Raw genomic sequence first — 16794 nt, 5'->3', positions numbered from 1 at the left:
ATTGTATTTGTTTAACTGTGTCATTCACTAATATTTACTTTGTTTACTATTACAGTTGATAACTATCAGTTCTGTGATGGGCTGTTTATTTATTCAATATTCAACGTATTGGATGGATAAAATTGAACCGTATATTTTTAATGCATTATAACTTTTTATATATTGATGTGTGGGCTCATTAATTTTTATCTAAAAACGTATTGATATCGGTATGAGTCATATTTAGTCATCAGTTGTGGTGATGACGGGATCAAAGCGAATCCCTATAGACCAAATAATTAAACTTATGGTGGTCAAGATTGCACCTGCAACCGCAACACCCTCCCAACCCGCATGTTCATAGGCATAACCTGAAAGGAGAGACCCTAGAGCGCCTCCAATAAAATAACTGGTCATATAGCCAGCGGTTAGGCGGTTACGAGCTTCTGGTAATATACGATATAACGTACTCTGACTAGTGACATGGACGGCTTGCACTGCAAGGTCTAACACTAATACACCAATGATAAATGCAACGAGGGAATATTTAGCTAAGCCGATAGGTATCCAGGACAATAGCAATAATACCAATCCAATAGTCGTAATGCGCTTTCCTTTTCCTTTATCGACAAGATGCCCTGCTTGGGAAGCCATAAGTGCACCTGCAGCACCGACTAAGCCAAATAAACCAATAGTCCCTTCGGAATAATTGAATGGCGGGCTGGCTAACAAGAAAGCCATTGCGGTCCAAAGTAAACCAAAATTAGCAAATGATAGTGCACCGAGAGAAGCGCGTACCGCGAGCACTGGAGTGCCGAAAAATAGCCGGCCAATAGAGCAAATCAGCTGAAAGTAGTTTAAGTTAGTTTTTTGATGATAACGTGGAAGTTTAATGGCTAGAACAATCATTAATAGCATCAATAGCGCAAAGGCCACCCAATAGATAGCACGCCAGCCACCGACCATAGCAACAGCACCCGATACAGTTCTCGCAAGTAAAATACCTAGCAATAAACCACTCATAATCATTCCTACCGCTTTGCCTCGTTTATGTGGCTTAGCAATAGATGCCGCGAGAGGGATCAGAACTTGTGCAACAACAGAAAATAGCCCTGTAAGGGCGGTACCTAAAAGGATTTGCCAAATATTATTTGAAAGCGCTGTAATTAATAACCCTAATGCAGAAAGAAAGGTCATGGTTAAAATTAAGCGTTTACGCTCAAATAAGTCGCCCAAAGGGACTAAAAATAGTAAACCTGCGGCATAACCGAGTTGGGCGGCGGTGACAATAAACCCAGCCATATTGGTTGTTAAATTAAACTGCCCCGCAATGGTCTCTAAAAGCGGTTGAGCATAGTAATTACTGGCAACGACAAGGCCTGTGGCAATGGCCATTAAAATAGTGAGGCCCGTTGTCAGCTCTGCAGTTTGGGTCTGTTTCATGAGGATTACCTATTATTAGCTAGGTGACTACTATAAACAAAATTTATTACCTTGGTTTATTTCTTTTTGTCATTGATGCAAAAAAGCCACCGGTTAGGGTGGCTGAGGTTATTAATCGGTTTGTTTATTTTTACTTAGCGGCTGCTTGCGCTTCCTTTACCCAACCATCAAAAGTGGATTGATGGGCTTTGATCCACGCATTTGTGTGGCGTTGAATATCCGATTGTGAGGCTTCACCGTTATGCATTCTTAAGTTCTGTGCATTGATATCGGCAATAGGTAGCTTCATCACTTCAAATAATTTTGCTGCTGCTGGGTTATCCGCAGCCCATTTTTTATTGGCGACGATATGCATGGTATTTGGTGGGAAACCATAATTTTTTCCGTTAGGTAATGTGGTGTCTGTTTTTTCACCATTTGGCATTGAAGAGAATGGCACTTCTAACCAAACTACATCACGACCCGGCTTGAGGACATCACTTATCCAATAAGGCGTCCACGTATAATATAAAATAGGCTTACCTTCTTTATATCGGGTAATGGTGTCAGCCATCATCGCCGCATAGTTACCTTGGTTATGGTCGACCGTTTTTTCTAGGTCATAGGCTTTTAAATGGTTATTGATGGCCGCTTCACAGCCCCAACCTGGGTTGCATCCCGTTAAATCCGCTTTACCATTGCCATTTGAATCAAAGAGCTTGGCAATTTTAGGATCTTTGAGTTGTTCAACATTGGTAATATTGTATTTTTCAGCCGTTTTTTTGTCGATGAGGTAGCCTTGAGCCGCATTAACAACATAATTCCCTTGACGATAGAATACATTATCGCCGCCAGCAGCGTCATATTGTGCGTTATGTAAAGGAACCCAGCTGGTGGCTAGGTAAGTCGCATCGCCGTTCGCAATGGATGCGTAAGCTACGTTATAGTCGACTTCTTTGATAGGCTGAACATCATAGCCAAGTTCTTCAAGGGCTTTCGCCACAATCAGTGTTTGGAATGATTCTTCACTGATCGTGCTTTGCACTGGGTTAATTTTGATTCCTTTACCCGGCAGGTCGTTAGCACCGGCAAATGGAACGGCAAACATGGCTGTTAGTGCAGATGCAAGAATGATTTTATGTTTCATTATATTGTTCCCTCTGTTTTTTCGCAGCGAGCTTGGCTTTCATGCTAAGTGCCAAGTTAGGTGCCATATGAATGGCACTCAGGTGAATGGAGGATGTTTTGATTAATGGTTTTTTTTACAAAATGGGCGCATAACTAACCCAATAGGCCCTTTTTGGTACCAGCGGCATGATGTTTTGCCACGAGTATCTTGCCCTAAAGATTGGGTAAAACGGTCTAAGATGATAGCTAGAATAACAATACCGACCCCTCCGACAGATGCGAGCCCCATATCAAGTCGACCAATACCCCGTAAGACCATTTGGCCTAAGCCCCCAACAGCAATCATTGAAGCGATAACGACCATTGACAGTGCTAACATCAAGGTTTGGTTGACCCCAGCCATAATGGTTGGCATCGCTAATGGTAATTGCACTTTAAACAACATTTGGCGAGGGCTTGCACCAAATGATTCAGCGGCTTCAATTAAATCAGCTGGAACTTGTTTGATCCCTAAAATGGTCAAACGAATGATGGGCGGTAAAGCAAATATAATAGTGACGACAACACCAGGTACATTACCGATACCAAATAACATAACAATCGGGACTAAATAGACGAATGCTGGTGTGGTTTGCATCGCATCAAGTAATGGACGAATAACTTTAGCGGCTCTATCACTACGTGCCAGCCAAATACCCAGAGGCAATCCTATGACAATACAAAACAGCAAAGAAGTGAGAACCAGAGACAGAGTCACCATGGCTTCTGACCAAGCACCAATTGCTCCGATGGCTATCATCGAAACAAATGTGGCCACCCCCATCGCGCGTCCTGCTAATTGCCAAGCGAGTAATGCGAAAATGATAATGGCAACAGGGGATGGTAGCGAGGTGAGGAATTGTTCAAACCCACTTAGAATAAAATCAATGGGGGCACGAATTCCTTGGAATACAGGACGAAAGTTAAGTACTACCCAATCGATAGCATGTGCAACCCACGAATCAAGAGGGATCAGTGTGTGCTGGAAGGGATCCATAATATTAAACTGATCGGGGATGATGCTATCTGTTGGAGTGGCATCAAGCCAATCACTTGAACTGGTGTCAGCAGGTGTGGTTGTGTCTGATGCATTTCCCCAAGGATCATCCCCAGCGGTATTTGTTTCGCTAGAGCTTGTTGCTGCCCATGGGTCATCCGCCGGTATATTCTCAGTACCTTGTGTTGGCGTATTCGTGGCTTCAGTATCCGCCCACGGGTCTTGTTGGGTATTCGTTGCTTCTTGATTCTGCTTACTCATTTGGTGTCTCCTTATCCAGCGCCTGTAACAGCATTCCTTTTGAAATTACGCCCAAATAGCGGTTTTTTTCGTTAATAACCGGAACAGCACAAGGGGCTTGTGCCACGGTAGAAATAACTTCATTTAAGGATGTATCACCTTGAATTGGCTCGATATCAGTTAATATTGCAGCTTCAATACCAGCTTTTTCATGGAGTGCTTTTTCTAAGGATTCAACAGAAACCACACCGGCAAAGGTATGTCCTCGAGAAATTAAATAACCGTGATAGCGGTCTTCATCGTTGAGGACTTTTAGCGCTGAACGAGGGCCAAAACCCGGTGCGATATGCAATAGTGCATTAGGCCGTCTGCGTGCAATGTCCTTAGCACTGAATACTTGGCTGATATCTACACCGCGGAAGAAGGTCTTAACATAGTCATTTGCTGGATTATTGAGAATTTCATCAGGTGTGCCGACTTGAACGACAACGCCTCCTTGCATAATGGCAATACGGTCGCCAATTCTCATAGCTTCATCAAGATCATGAGAAATAAAGACAATCGTGCGTTGTTTATCCCCTTGTAAGGATAGCAATTCATCTTGCATTTCAGTACGAATGAGTGGGTCGAGAGCGGAGAACGCTTCGTCCATTAACAGAATATCAGGGTCATTAGCTAGCGCTCTGGCTAACCCGATACGTTGACGCATCCCACCAGAGAGCTCATCTGGGTATGAATTAGCCCATTTTTCAAGATTAACTTGCTCAAGCGCACTCATGGCTTTCTTATGGCGTTCTTCTTTTGGAATGCCAGAAAGTTCCATACCAAAAGCAGTGTTATCGATCACGTTCATATGTGGCATCAGCGCAAAGGATTGAAACACCATACTAATTTTTGTTCGCCTAACTTCGCGCAGTGCTTTGTCTGAAATATTGGAAATATCCTCTCCATCTATCATGACTTGCCCGCTGGTCGGTTCGATCAGGCGATTGAGGAGGCGCACCAAGGTCGATTTTCCTGAGCCAGAAAGTCCCATGACAACAAAGATTTCGCCTTCTTCAATCGTCAGATTAACATCTTGAACACCTACGGTAAGGCCTGTTTTTTCAAAGATATCATCTTTATTCATACCTGACTCTAATAGCTTAAATGCTTGATCAGGATTGTCCCCAAATATTTTATATAAATTTTTAACTTGTAATTTTATTGCCATATATTATTTACCCAATTTTCAATCAACAAGGAAGACAAATTACCTATATTGAAAGTGATGAATTCTATAGTGATAGTTAACATTATGTTTCCTATCTATGATTATCCTTTGAAAATTATTAGGGCAGAGATTCCTATATTCGGTTTAATGGGTTAGTTAATTATGGATTAAATTCAAATTTCTCCATTTGAGTTATTAGTAAAATTTGCAAGCAATAAACCCTAGCATAATAAAATCAGCTGACAACCCTAGGTTAAGTATAATTAATCAAAAATAATAGAGATGAAATGTGATGCGATTAATGTAAATAAAAACGATGTTAAGTTATATGATGATAGCTTTTATAGTTTCTATATTAAAGTTAACTTACTGTTGGGATTGAATTTAATTGAAAATAATTCACACTAATTTAATCAATATGCGAGTTGCCGATTTTATTCGATTTTTATGTGGAATAAATGCTTGGTTGATAGATGAAAAATAGAAATTAATATCAAATTCATTAAATAAATTTATGTAAAATAAGGTGATAATTGATTGAATTAAAAATAATTGCCAGATTAACTCATTAAAAATGAGCAATTAAACAGATATACATATAAAAAACGAATTAATTCGGCTGTTTTTTGAGCGAAAAAATACCATGACAAATAAAATTATTATAATTCATCATGGTATGGATTTGGTTGTGAGTGATTCTTATTGATAAATTAAATTAACAGTTCAATTAGAAGTTCCAGTCATCATCTTCGGTACTGACTGCTTTACCAATAATATAAGATGAACCGGAGCCCGAAAAGAAATCATGATTTTCATTTGCATCAGGAGATAAAGCCGATAATATCGCTGCACTTACATCGGTGACGGTATCAGGAAATAAGGCTTCATAACCTAAATTCATTAATGCTTTATTGGCATTGTAATGAAGGAATTTTTTGACATCTTCCGACCAACCTACTGTGTCATAAAGTTCTTGTGTATATTTCACTTCATTTTCATATAAATCGAATAATAATGAAAAAGCAAAATCCTTAATTTCTTTCTGAGTATTCTCATCATATTGGGATAATGACTTTTGAAATTTATAGCCAATATAATAGCCGTGTATGGCTTCATCTCGAATAATTAAACGTATAAGATCTGCGGTATTGGTTAACTTTCCTCTACTTGACCAATACATTGGTAAATAGAAACCCGAATAAAACAAAAATGATTCTAAAAAGACACTTGCGATCTTTTTCTTTAAAGGGTGTGAATCACAATAGTAAGATAGGATGATCTTAGCTTTATTCTGTAATGCAATATTTTCTTCACTCCAGCGGTATGCATCATCAACATCAATCGTTGAACAGAGAGTTGAAAATATTGAGCTATAAGAGCGCGCATGTACTGCTTCCATAAAGCTAATGTTCGATAAAACGGCTTCTTCGTGAGGTGTTTGTGCATCTGGCATTAAGCAAGGCGCACCCACTGTATTTTGAATCGTATCTAGCAGGGTAAGGCCAGTAAATACACGTATTGTTAGCTGTTTTTCTGCAGCAGTTAAAGTATTCCAAGAAGGAATATCATTAGATAATGGCACTTTTTCGGGAAGCCAAAAATTACTTGTTAATCGGTTCCATACTTCTAAGTCTTTATCATCCTGAATACGGTTCCAGTTAATGGCTTTTACTGGTGTGCTAGATGTGCTGGTGGTCATAATATTTTCCTATTACAAAGTGCAAGATACGCAGCCTTCGACTTCAGTTCCTTCGAGGGCAGTTTGGCGTAATCGGATGTAATACAATGTCTTGATTCCTTTTCGCCAAGCATATATTTGCGCTCGGTTAATATCTCGCGTGGTGGCATCATCTTTAAAAAATAGAGTCAAAGATAAACCTTGGTCAACGTGCTGAGTTGCCATGGCATAAGTATCAATAATTTTTTCAGGCCCGATTTGGTAAGCATCTTGGTAATATTCCAAGTTCTCATTCGTCATGAAAGGAGCAGGGTAGTAGACACGACCAATCTTACCTTCTTTACGAATTTCAATTCGTGAAACAATGGGGTGAATGCTTGATGTTGAATTATTGATATAAGAGATAGACCCTGTCGGAGGTATCGCCTGCAAGTTTTGGTTATAAATTCCATAGGTAATAACAGACTGTTTTAAGGCTTGCCAGTCTTCACGAGTTGGAATTTCGATACCCGAACGTCGGAATAATTCCTGAACGGCTTGTGTTTTTGGCAGCCAAATATTGTTGATATATTTATCAAAATAATCACCAGAGGCATAAGTTGAATGTTCAAAACCAACAAATGCAGTTTTTCTTTCAATAGCTAATTGATTGGATGTTTTTAATGCGTAATAGGTGACGGCATAAAAATAGATATTGGTGAAATCGAGCGCTTCTTCTGAACCATAATAGATATGTTCTCTTGCCAAGTAGCCATGTAAATTCATTTGCCCTAACCCAATCGCATGTGATTGTCGGTTACCTTCGGCAATGGAAGGGACAGAACGAATGTTACTCATATCTGAAACCGCACTCAGTGCTCTAACGGCAGCCGCTATTGATTGAGCGAAATTCGGTGAATCCATCGTTTTAGCAATATTCATGGAGCCTAAATTACAGCTAATATCTTTACCAATTTGTTGATAGCTTAAATCGTCTTCATAAACACTAGGGCGATTAACCTGCAGTATTTCTGAGCACAGATTGCTCATATTAATGCGCCCTGCGATAGGGTTGGCTCGATTCGCGGTATCTTCAAATAAAATATACGGATATCCTGATTCAAACTGGATTTCAGCTAAAGTTTGGAAAAATTCCCGAGCATTAATTTTGTATTTTTTTATCGCTTTGTTATTGACCATTTCATGGTATTTGTCTGTCACACTGATTTCAGACATAGGGACACCATAGGTGCGTTCAACATCATATGGTGAAAACAAATACATGTCCTGGTTATCTTTCGCTAGCTGGAAAGTGATATCAGGAATAACTACCCCTAAAGACAGTGTTTTAATCCGTATTTTTTCATCTGCATTTTCACGCTTCGTATCAAGAAAACGCATGATATCAGGGTGGTGAGCGTGCAAATAAACGGCACCGGCACCTTGCCTTGCGCCTAATTGGTTGGCATAAGAAAAAGCATCTTCTAACATTTTCATAACAGGAACAACGCCAGAAGATTGATTTTCAATTAGTTTTATTGGGGCACCTTGCTCTCGTAAATTGGTCATTAAAAAGGCAACACCGCCCCCGCGTTTGGATAACTGCAAAGCAGAATTGACTGAGCGACCAATGGATTCCATGTTGTCTTCAATTCTTAAAAGAAAACAAGAGATTAACTCACCACGTTGTTTTTTACCGCAGTTAAGGAAGGTGGGAGTTGCAGGTTGAAAACGACCTGTAATAATTTCATCGACATACAACTTAGCAAGGGATTCATCCCCTTGAGCAAGGGTTAAAGCAACCATACAGACGCGATCTTCATAGCGTTCGAGGTAGCGTTTACCATCAAAGGTTTTCAGCGTATAGCTAGTATAATATTTAAAGGCACCGAGAAACGTTTGAAAACGAAATTTGTGTGCGTATGCCTGTTTAAACAGTGCTTTGATAAATTCAAAGTTATATTGTTCTAATACACTGTTTTCGTAATAGTTTTCTTGTACTAAAAAGTCTAACTTTTCTTTTAAATCATGGAAAAATACGGTGTTTTGGTTCACATGCTGTCGAAAATAGTGATGAGCCGCTTCTTTGTCTTTATCAAATTGAATACGGCCTTCGTTATCATATAAATTCAACATCGCATTGAGCGCATGATAATCCACATCTGATATATTTTGCATTTTATCCATTTGGAATAACTCTAGTTGTTTGTACGTTGCCAAAACGTTTTTAGGCCTCGTTGAACGGATTGAACATCTTTATCAGTACCAAGAAGTTCAAACCGATATAGGTAGGGAATATGGCATTTTTGCGCGATGATATTTCCAGCTATTGCATAGGCATCACCAAAATTGGTATTACCCGCAGCAATAACACCACGGATAAATGCGCGATTGGCTTCAATATTAAGAAATTGAATCACTTCTTTTGGAACAGCCCCTTTTGTACCGCCACCACCATAGGTTGGTAGTAATAAAACATAAGGTCTTGTCGCAATTAGGCTACTTTCGTGGTTGCCAATAGGTAACCGTGTTGCAGGGATACCGAGCTTTTCAATAAAGCGATGGCAATTTTCTGAGCGACTTGAAAAATAGATGAGTGATTCCGTTTCCATGACATCACCTAAGCGGCTAATAGGCTAATCATGTCAGGTCGAAAACCGGCCCAATGTTTGTCACCTGCAATAACAACAGGGACTTGTTGATAACCTAATTTTTTTACGAGTTCAAGGGCTTGGTTATCTTCAGTAAGGTCAATAATTTGGTAGGAAATAGATTTGCGATCTAAGGCTTGATAAGTAGCATTACACTGAACGCAGTTAGGTTTACTATAAATGGTAATCTCAGTCATGTTATTTACCTTTTGAATGTTTATTCGCATTAAAAATAAGGCATGTGATACATGAATACTATATATGGATTTTAAATTTATCAACCATACAATATGTAGTGAATATGAAATATTGAATGATAATCATTCTAATTGTTGGCTAGGTGGTTATTAACATTGAAAATAAAAAAATATCGTATTAGATGATTCAGATAGACACTCTAAGAAAAAAGATCATTGCAAAGTGGAAATAATTTACTCTATAACTGTATATACAATCAGGTAATTGAGTCCTTTTGAGGAGATACTATGTACCATCAATATTTAGCGACACCGGATAAATTTCCTAAACCGTGGGTCCATATTACGGCTGATGACAACGGAATAACGAGCCTTTATTTTGTTGATGAAAAAACAGAAAAAGAAACGAAGAATGAGCATTCGAAGCTTTGTGTGAAAGAACTAAAGGAATATTTTAATCACAAAAGAACCGTTTTTACGGTGGCATTAAATCCACAAGGTACAGAATTTCAGAAAAAAGTCTGGAAACATCTTTGTGGGATACCTTATGGGGAACGCTGGAGCTATAAAGATTTGGCTTTAAAGTTAGGCTCAGCTAATTATTGTCGCGCAGTCGGCATGGCAAACTCACGTAATCCAATCTCATTAATTGTTCCTTGTCATCGTGTACTTGGACATGATGGGAAATTAGTGGGGTATACAGGGGGCTTAGATATCAAAGACTGGCTACTTTTACATGAGAAGTAAAAACTAAATAATTAGCTATAGATAATACTATTGGTTGTGATAATTGCTATTGATAAGAATTATTGTCGAAATCAGAACCTGTTCTATCGATAAATAATATTTTTTTATCTTTTTAGTCCATTTTCGTGATCTAGGTTGTAGACAAGTAACTGAGAAATCTGATGTACTGAGCTTGATACAGATGGTGTGTCTATTTTATTTTAAAGGTAATATTTGATGTCTAAAGTTAAAGGTAACGTTAAGTGGTTCAACGAATCTAAAGGTTTTGGTTTTATCACTCCAGAAGATGGTAGCAAAGATGTATTTGTTCACTTTTCTGCGATTATGGGCGATGGTTTCAAAACCTTAGCTGAAGGCCAAAAAGTGGAATTTGAAATTACTGAAGGTGCTAAAGGCCCATCTGCTGCTAACGTTATTCCTCTGTAATTTTTATAATTAAGATTAAAACGAACAGCTGAAAACTCGCGCTAGTTATCTAGGGCGAGTTTTTTTATCTATTGCAATAAAAAATGCCTGATGAAAATCAGGCATTTTTTGTTTATACGTAAAATAGTGGAGGCTATTTAACTTCCTCACCTTTAGCTTGTAAATCAGCATGGTAAGAAGAGCGAACGAATGGGCCGCAAGCTGCGTGAGTGAAGCCCATTGCCATGGCTTCTTCTTTCATCTCATCGAACTCCGCAGGGCTGACATAGCGTTTGACGGGTAAGTGATGACGGCTTGGTTGTAAGTATTGGCCTAGTGTAAGCATCGTTACGCCATGGCGACGTAAGTCGCGCATAACCTCGATAATTTCTTCATTGGTTTCACCAAGACCAACCATTAACCCTGATTTAGTTGGGATATCGGGATGGGCTTCTTTAAATTTTTCGAGCAATTTTAAAGACCATTCATAATTAGCACCAGGGCGAACTTGACGGTAAACACGTGGTACATTTTCAAGGTTATGGTTAAACACATCAGGTGGTGTCGCGGTTAAAATTTCTAATGCGCGATCCATACGGCCACGGAAATCAGGAACTAGTGTTTCAATTTTAATCGATGGGCTTTTTTCACGAATAGCGCTAATGCAATCAGCAAAGTGCTGTGCTCCGCCATCACGTAGATCATCTCGGTCAACTGACGTAATAACGACATAGCGTAATGCCATATCTTTAATGGTTTGCGCTAATTTTTCAGGCTCGTTGGCATCCGGTGCATTTGGACGACCATGAGCAACATCACAGAATGGGCAGCGGCGGGTACAGATAGCGCCTAAAATCATAAAGGTCGCAGTACCATGGTTAAAGCACTCAGAGAGATTAGGGCATGAAGCTTCTTCACAAACAGAATGCAGCCCATTTTTGCGCATGGCTGCTTTAATGCCTTGAATACGAGTGGAGTCAGCAGGAAGCCTAATTTTCATCCAGTCAGGTTTACGTAGAATTTCTTCTCGTTCAGTCACAACGTTTTTGACAGGGATCAGCGCCATTTTGTCGGCGTCACGATATTTAATTCCGCGTTCTATCTGAATTGGTTTACTCATAATATGACGGTTCCAGTTATCTTTTATGCTGATGGATAAGTGATAATTCTAAATAAAACCAAATGAAGGCTGTTATCCATTCATTAAAATATTTTTTAAAAATGTTAAAAAATTATAGCATTATTATTGAACAATATGAAATCCCAGTGTGTCACAGAATTGACGAATTAGCACAGGTTGAACATCAGATAATGACACATTGGGAGCAAGATCACTAACCTGAGTCATCTTTAATTCACTGTAACCACAAGGGTTTATGCGATTAAAGGGTTCAAGATCCATACTAATGTTCAAAGCGAGACCATGAAAAGAGCAGCCTTGCCTTATGCGTAATCCAAGAGAACAAATTTTGTCGCCATTCACATAGACACCGGGAGCATCAGGGCGAGGATACGCTGCTATATTAAAGTGGGCAAGGGTATTCACGACGGTATTTTCCAGTGCGGTGACGAGTTCTCTAACACCAATTTTGTTGCGCTTTAAGTTGAGCATCACGTACATCACTTGCTGTCCTGGCCCATGATAGGTGACTTGACCACCTCTATCACTTTGTATAACAGGGATATCACCGGGGGCTAGTACATGCTCTGCTTTCCCTGCTTGACCTTGAGTAAATACGCGAGGGTGTTCAACTAGCCATACTTCATCACACGTATTTTCAGTGCGCTCTTCAGTAAATTGATGCATCGCATCGGATACTTGCTGGTACGGCGCAAGGCCTAATTGACGGATAATTATCGTTCGTTCTGACAATGTTTTAACATCCACCTGAAAAAATTGAGTACTTAGTATAACGCTGGTAGGGGGGGAGTGCTAGTTTTGTCATGTTATGAATATGTTAACGCGATTTTTTTGAGTGAAATATGAAAAAGGTAAAAATTTGGGGACGTTTATATTTTTAGGTTTGGGAATTGATATGAAAAGTTATTTCTCATTAGGCATTTTGATGAAAAACTTATTTTATTTGTACTATCAGCAAGAAAAAATAATTATAAGGCTCTGTAGTGCAGAATAAATAAAAAACTACACCTTAATCGGTTATGGTTAACCTTTGGGATGTAGTTTATTTTTACAGAAATTAAAGTACAACTTTAACTAATTCTAATGCACCTAATTCGCTATACAAAGTTTCCACTTGTTCAATATGGGTGGCATTGATAGTTATAGAAACGGAGTGATAATTCCCCTTGCTGCTCGGTTTTACGTCTGGAGAGTAATCCCCCGGAGCATGACGTTGTATCACTTCAATCACTTGATCAACCAATTCAGGCTGTGCCAAACCCATGACTTTGTAAGTTAATGGGCATGGGAACTCAAGCAGTTCACCTAATTTCGTTTTCATGGGCACTCCTAATTTTTAAATTGGGCTGCTGGCTGAAAAAGATTGGCTGGTATTAAACCAGCCAATGAGATGTATTCATCCAACAAACATTTCGATACTTACTCTATTTCGATATTTACTATATGGGGATGACTTATTTTAGTTTCAAGTCTTAACCAAACCAACGGTGGAAGAGTAATTTAATATAGTCAATTAACCGACTGAAAAAGCCACCTTCTTCAACATCTTTTAATACTGCTAAAGGGTGCTGTTCGATAATTTTACCATCAAGTTGGAAGCTAATAGTACCGACTTGCTGCCCTTTGGTTAATGGGGCTTCTAGCTCAGTTGTAGATAGCTCATAACTGGCTTTTAAATCTTTTAAGCGACCTCGTGGGATGGTGAGGTATAAATCTTCAGTGACACCTAATTTTACTTCATTTTCATCACCAAACCAGACTGGTACACTGGCAAAATCCACATTGGCTTGTAATGGTTTAACGGTTTCATAAAAGCGGAAACCGTAAGTGAGTAACTTTTTACTTTCGGCATCACGGCCTTTGCTGCTTTTACCTCCCATAACAACGGAGATCAGGCGCATATCACCATCGGTTGCGGAGGCGACAAGGTTATAGCCAGCGGCATTAGTATGGCCTGTTTTGATGCCATCAACAGCAAGGCTCTTATCCCACAATAGGCCAGGCCATTACGGTTTGTTTGGCGGATATTGTTAAAGGTAAATTCTTTTTCTTTATAGATTGCGTACTCATCAGGCACATCACGTACGAGTGCTTGCCCAATAAGTGCCATATCACGGGCTGAGCTGTATTGGCCTTCGGCATCTAAACCATGAACGGTTTGGAAATGGGTATTTTTTAGCCCTAATTTGTTTACATAGCCATTCATTAATTGAACAAAGTTGGCTTGGTCACCCGCAATGTAGTCGGCCATAGCAACACAAGCGTCGTTACCTGATTGCAAGTTAATACCACGAGTTAATTGAGATACGCTAACGCGGTCGCCAGGTTTTAAGAACATCAATGATGAGCCTTTAAACACCGGGTTACCGGTAGCCCACGCATCATTTCCGACCGTGACGATATCATTTTCACCAATTTTACCTGACTTAATTGCTTGACCAATAACATAACTGGTCATCATTTTTGTCAAACTCGCAGGATCGCGGCGTTGGTCGGCATTACTTTCAGCGAGAACTTTCCCTGAATTATAATCAATTAAGATATAAGCTTCTGCATCAATAGCAGGTGCTGCAGGAATTGATGTATTCGGGAAGGTTTCATTAGCATTCGCAATATTAGCAGTCATAAGAAGGAGTGCGGAGCCCAGCACAGTATGACGCACGATGCGTGATGGAGCGACATTATTCATGGTTTTACCATTACATCCGAAATTCGGTTAACACAAGGAGGCGCAGTTTAGCAAAAGAATGGGATAAGAAAAAAGCCACTTTTGCACTGTACCAATGATTTTTTTGTCAGTTTAACATTGCCTAACTTTAGGTTGCATCAAATGTAATGGAGCAACCTAAAGCTACGTTGTACTAAGGCGCAACGACCATTGACGATTGATTTTTTTCAGACTGTAAACGGCCTTGAACCTCAACGGCTTGTTGCCTTGTACTAAATGGTCCTAACTGTACTCGGTAAATGCCATTATAGGGTTGTAACCGCCCAGGAACATTAAACTGTGTTTTCAATTCATTCAGCATATTTTGTGCATTGGTTTGGCTACTAATGGCGCCTGCTTGAACGAGAAAACCACGCTCAGGAACCACTTCTTCCGTTGTTGTTGGTGGTGGCGTTGGTGTTTGTAAGCTCATGTCAGGCATCGTAGGCTGCATCGGCTCTTTTGGTTGCTGAACGGGCAATGTATTTTCTGGCGTTGGCAAGTTCTCCATCACAGGGGTACCCATTGGGCCAGAACCTAATTGCGGGCGCCCCGGCAATGCATAGCTTTGTTTCACAAAATTAGAGCCAACGGTTCCAGTTCCTGACAAAGTGCCGTCTTGAGCGACTTGAATGGCATCAATTTTAATTTTTGTCGTTGGCATTAAATTCAGGCGGTCAGCGGTTGCACGTGACACCGCAATACTTTTTCCTGGCGTATAAGGCCCACGATCATTAACACGCACGACCATCATCCGGCCATTCATCATGTTGGTGATGCGGACATAGCTAGGGATCGGTAACGTTGGGTGAGCTGCAGTTAATTCCACTGGATTAACACGTTCACCAATCGCAGTCATATTTCCTGCAGACTCCGCACCATAAATAGACGCATAACCCACTTGGCTAAATTGTGACGGGTCGCGTACGATTTGGTACTGTTGACCATTACGTGAGTAATCATTATTGGCAGTTGGATGATACGGCTCATAATGAGGCTCTGCACCTAATACATCTTGAGTGGGTACATTGGTTGGCACTTGGGCTGGTTGTTTAACTTCGTCTGTCACACAGCCACTAAGTAGCGCGGCGGTGACGCCAAGCATTATCCATTGTAAACGCATACTAAGCCTCATTTTATAAACTTTTGGAAAGGAATTTTCGGTGTGTATGTATCGACATGATAATACCGAATCCAGCCATTAAAACAATCAAAGCGGAGCCCCCGTAGCTCACTAAAGGGAGGGGAACACCAACCACTGGTAATATACCACTGACCATACCGATATTCACAAATACATAGACAAAAAGGATTAAGATCAAACCACCAACCATAACCCGACCAAAAGTATTTTGTGCGCTAGCAGCAATATAAAGCCCACGAATAATCAATAAAAGGTATAAACCAAGTAAAATAAGCACACCGACTAAGCCAAGTTCTTCTGCTAACACGGCAAAAATAAAGTCGGTATGTCTTTCCGGTAAAAATTCAAGTTGTGATTGTGTGCCATGTAGCCAACCTTTACCCATTAATCCACCAGAACCAATCGCAATTTTTGATTGGATAATATGGTAACCAGCGCCTAGTGGATCAGTTTCTGGGTCTAATAACATCATGACACGGGCTCTTTGATAACCATGCATTAAAAAGAACCACAGTAGTGGAATAAAGGCGGCGAGCGCAATGGCGGCAACAGCAATAAGCCGCCAACTCATTCCGGCAAGGAACAAAACGAATAGGCCTGAAGCTGCAACTAAAATCGAGGTACCAAGGTCAGGCTGTGCAGCCACTAATAATGTTGGTACAAAAATCAATACGAGTGCAATTAATGTATTTTTGAATGAAGGAGGGCATAGGTCTCGGTTCATGAAACGAGCGACCATTAAAGGGACGGCAATTTTTGCAATTTCAGAGGGTTGGAACCGAATAAAACCCAAGTCTAACCAGCGCTGTGCCCCTTTACTTATCTGCCCAAAAACATCAACAAAAATCAGTAAAATAACGCAGAAGATAAACAGGTGAGGCGCCCAATTTTCATACATTCTAGGGGGGATCTGCGCCATTACTATCATAACGACGAAGCCTGTCGCTATCTGCCCTAATTTACGCTCCATCATTTCAGGATCTTGGCCGCTAGCACTCCACATAATAAATGCGCTGTATGCAAGCAACGCGATAATAATTAGCAGCATAGGCACATCTATATGCAGACGTGTGGATAACGAAATTTTTTTCTTATCGTCTGTCATATTCTTTATAGCTCATTGTTAT

Annotated in this window: 15 protein-coding genes and 1 pseudogene; 2 read left to right on the top strand and 14 right to left on the bottom strand. The window is 40.0% G+C overall.

Annotated features, from left to right (window positions below):
- Window positions 1-222: 222 nt before the first annotated feature.
- From P3L37_RS14650 to nrdH, 8 genes are all read right to left on the bottom strand, one after another.
- Window positions 223-1422 (bottom strand): MFS transporter, encoded by a 1200-nt coding sequence (locus P3L37_RS14650; RefSeq protein WP_109913277.1) that lies wholly within the window; start codon window positions 1420-1422, stop codon window positions 223-225.
- Between the two features lie 130 nt (window positions 1423-1552).
- Window positions 1553-2548, bottom strand: coding sequence for a glycine betaine/L-proline ABC transporter substrate-binding protein ProX (proX, locus tag P3L37_RS14645; protein WP_272667336.1), 996 nt, complete (start codon window positions 2546-2548; stop codon window positions 1553-1555).
- Window positions 2549-2650: 102 nt separating this feature from the next.
- A complete protein-coding gene (gene proW, locus P3L37_RS14640) occupies window positions 2651-3826 on the bottom strand; it encodes a glycine betaine/L-proline ABC transporter permease ProW (RefSeq protein ID WP_109913279.1) in 1176 nt (391 codons plus the stop codon).
- Entirely contained in the window at window positions 3819-5018 is a 1200-nt protein-coding gene (proV, locus tag P3L37_RS14635; protein WP_004908883.1) for a glycine betaine/L-proline ABC transporter ATP-binding protein ProV, read from the bottom strand. Before proV ends, proW begins: the two co-directional genes overlap by 8 nt.
- 727 nt (window positions 5019-5745) lie before the next feature.
- Complete coding sequence (gene nrdF / locus P3L37_RS14630) at window positions 5746-6717, bottom strand: class 1b ribonucleoside-diphosphate reductase subunit beta (RefSeq protein ID WP_004908884.1); 972 nt, start codon at window positions 6715-6717, stop codon at window positions 5746-5748.
- A gap of 12 nt (window positions 6718-6729) precedes the next feature.
- Window positions 6730-8862, bottom strand: a complete 2133-nt coding sequence (gene nrdE / locus P3L37_RS14625) for a class 1b ribonucleoside-diphosphate reductase subunit alpha (RefSeq protein ID WP_109913214.1) — start codon at window positions 8860-8862, stop codon at window positions 6730-6732.
- Between the two features lie 11 nt (window positions 8863-8873).
- Window positions 8874-9287: a class Ib ribonucleoside-diphosphate reductase assembly flavoprotein NrdI gene (gene nrdI, locus P3L37_RS14620; protein ID WP_109913213.1), complete on the bottom strand. Its 414-nt coding sequence runs from the start codon at window positions 9285-9287 to the stop codon at window positions 8874-8876.
- A gap of 8 nt (window positions 9288-9295) precedes the next feature.
- Window positions 9296-9523, bottom strand: coding sequence for a glutaredoxin-like protein NrdH (nrdH, locus tag P3L37_RS14615; protein WP_109913212.1), 228 nt, complete (start codon window positions 9521-9523; stop codon window positions 9296-9298).
- Window positions 9524-9811: 288 nt separating this feature from the next.
- Between nrdH and P3L37_RS14610 the strand changes: the two genes are divergently transcribed.
- Window positions 9812-10270: a methylated-DNA--[protein]-cysteine S-methyltransferase gene (locus P3L37_RS14610; RefSeq protein ID WP_004908893.1), complete on the top strand. Its 459-nt coding sequence runs from the start codon at window positions 9812-9814 to the stop codon at window positions 10268-10270.
- Window positions 10271-10486: 216 nt separating this feature from the next.
- Window positions 10487-10696, top strand: coding sequence for a transcription antiterminator/RNA stability regulator CspE (gene cspE, locus P3L37_RS14605; RefSeq protein WP_004257099.1), 210 nt, complete (start codon window positions 10487-10489; stop codon window positions 10694-10696).
- Window positions 10697-10829: 133 nt separating this feature from the next.
- On the opposite strand, the gene lipA is transcribed toward cspE, so the two are convergent.
- The 6 genes and pseudogenes from lipA to mrdB form a co-directional block, all read right to left on the bottom strand.
- Entirely contained in the window at window positions 10830-11795 is a 966-nt protein-coding gene (gene lipA / locus P3L37_RS14600) for a lipoyl synthase (protein ID WP_004908904.1), read from the bottom strand.
- 123 nt (window positions 11796-11918) lie between these two features.
- The gene (gene lipB, locus P3L37_RS14595) at window positions 11919-12482 is read right to left on the bottom strand and encodes a lipoyl(octanoyl) transferase LipB (protein ID WP_231136593.1); all 564 of its coding nucleotides are present in this window, start codon (window positions 12480-12482) and stop codon (window positions 11919-11921) included.
- A gap of 391 nt (window positions 12483-12873) precedes the next feature.
- Window positions 12874-13137 (bottom strand): DUF493 family protein YbeD, encoded by a 264-nt coding sequence (gene ybeD / locus P3L37_RS14590; protein ID WP_004908910.1) that lies wholly within the window; start codon window positions 13135-13137, stop codon window positions 12874-12876.
- A 151-nt stretch (window positions 13138-13288) separates the two neighbouring features.
- A pseudogene (gene dacA, locus P3L37_RS14585) lies at window positions 13289-14400 on the bottom strand (D-alanyl-D-alanine carboxypeptidase DacA); the annotation flags it as partial.
- 277 nt (window positions 14401-14677) lie between these two features.
- Complete coding sequence (rlpA, locus tag P3L37_RS14580; RefSeq protein ID WP_004908915.1) at window positions 14678-15646, bottom strand: endolytic peptidoglycan transglycosylase RlpA; 969 nt, start codon at window positions 15644-15646, stop codon at window positions 14678-14680.
- A 13-nt stretch (window positions 15647-15659) separates the two neighbouring features.
- The gene (mrdB, locus tag P3L37_RS14575; protein ID WP_109913209.1) at window positions 15660-16772 is read right to left on the bottom strand and encodes a peptidoglycan glycosyltransferase MrdB; all 1113 of its coding nucleotides are present in this window, start codon (window positions 16770-16772) and stop codon (window positions 15660-15662) included.
- Window positions 16773-16794 lie beyond the last annotated feature (22 nt).

The sequence above is a fragment of the Providencia sp. PROV114 genome (assembly GCF_032704305.1).
Classification (GTDB): Bacteria; Pseudomonadota; Gammaproteobacteria; order Enterobacterales; family Enterobacteriaceae; genus Providencia; species Providencia rettgeri.
The sequence above is the reverse complement of the archived record's forward strand: the minus strand, read 5'-3'. Positions and strand labels throughout refer to the sequence as shown.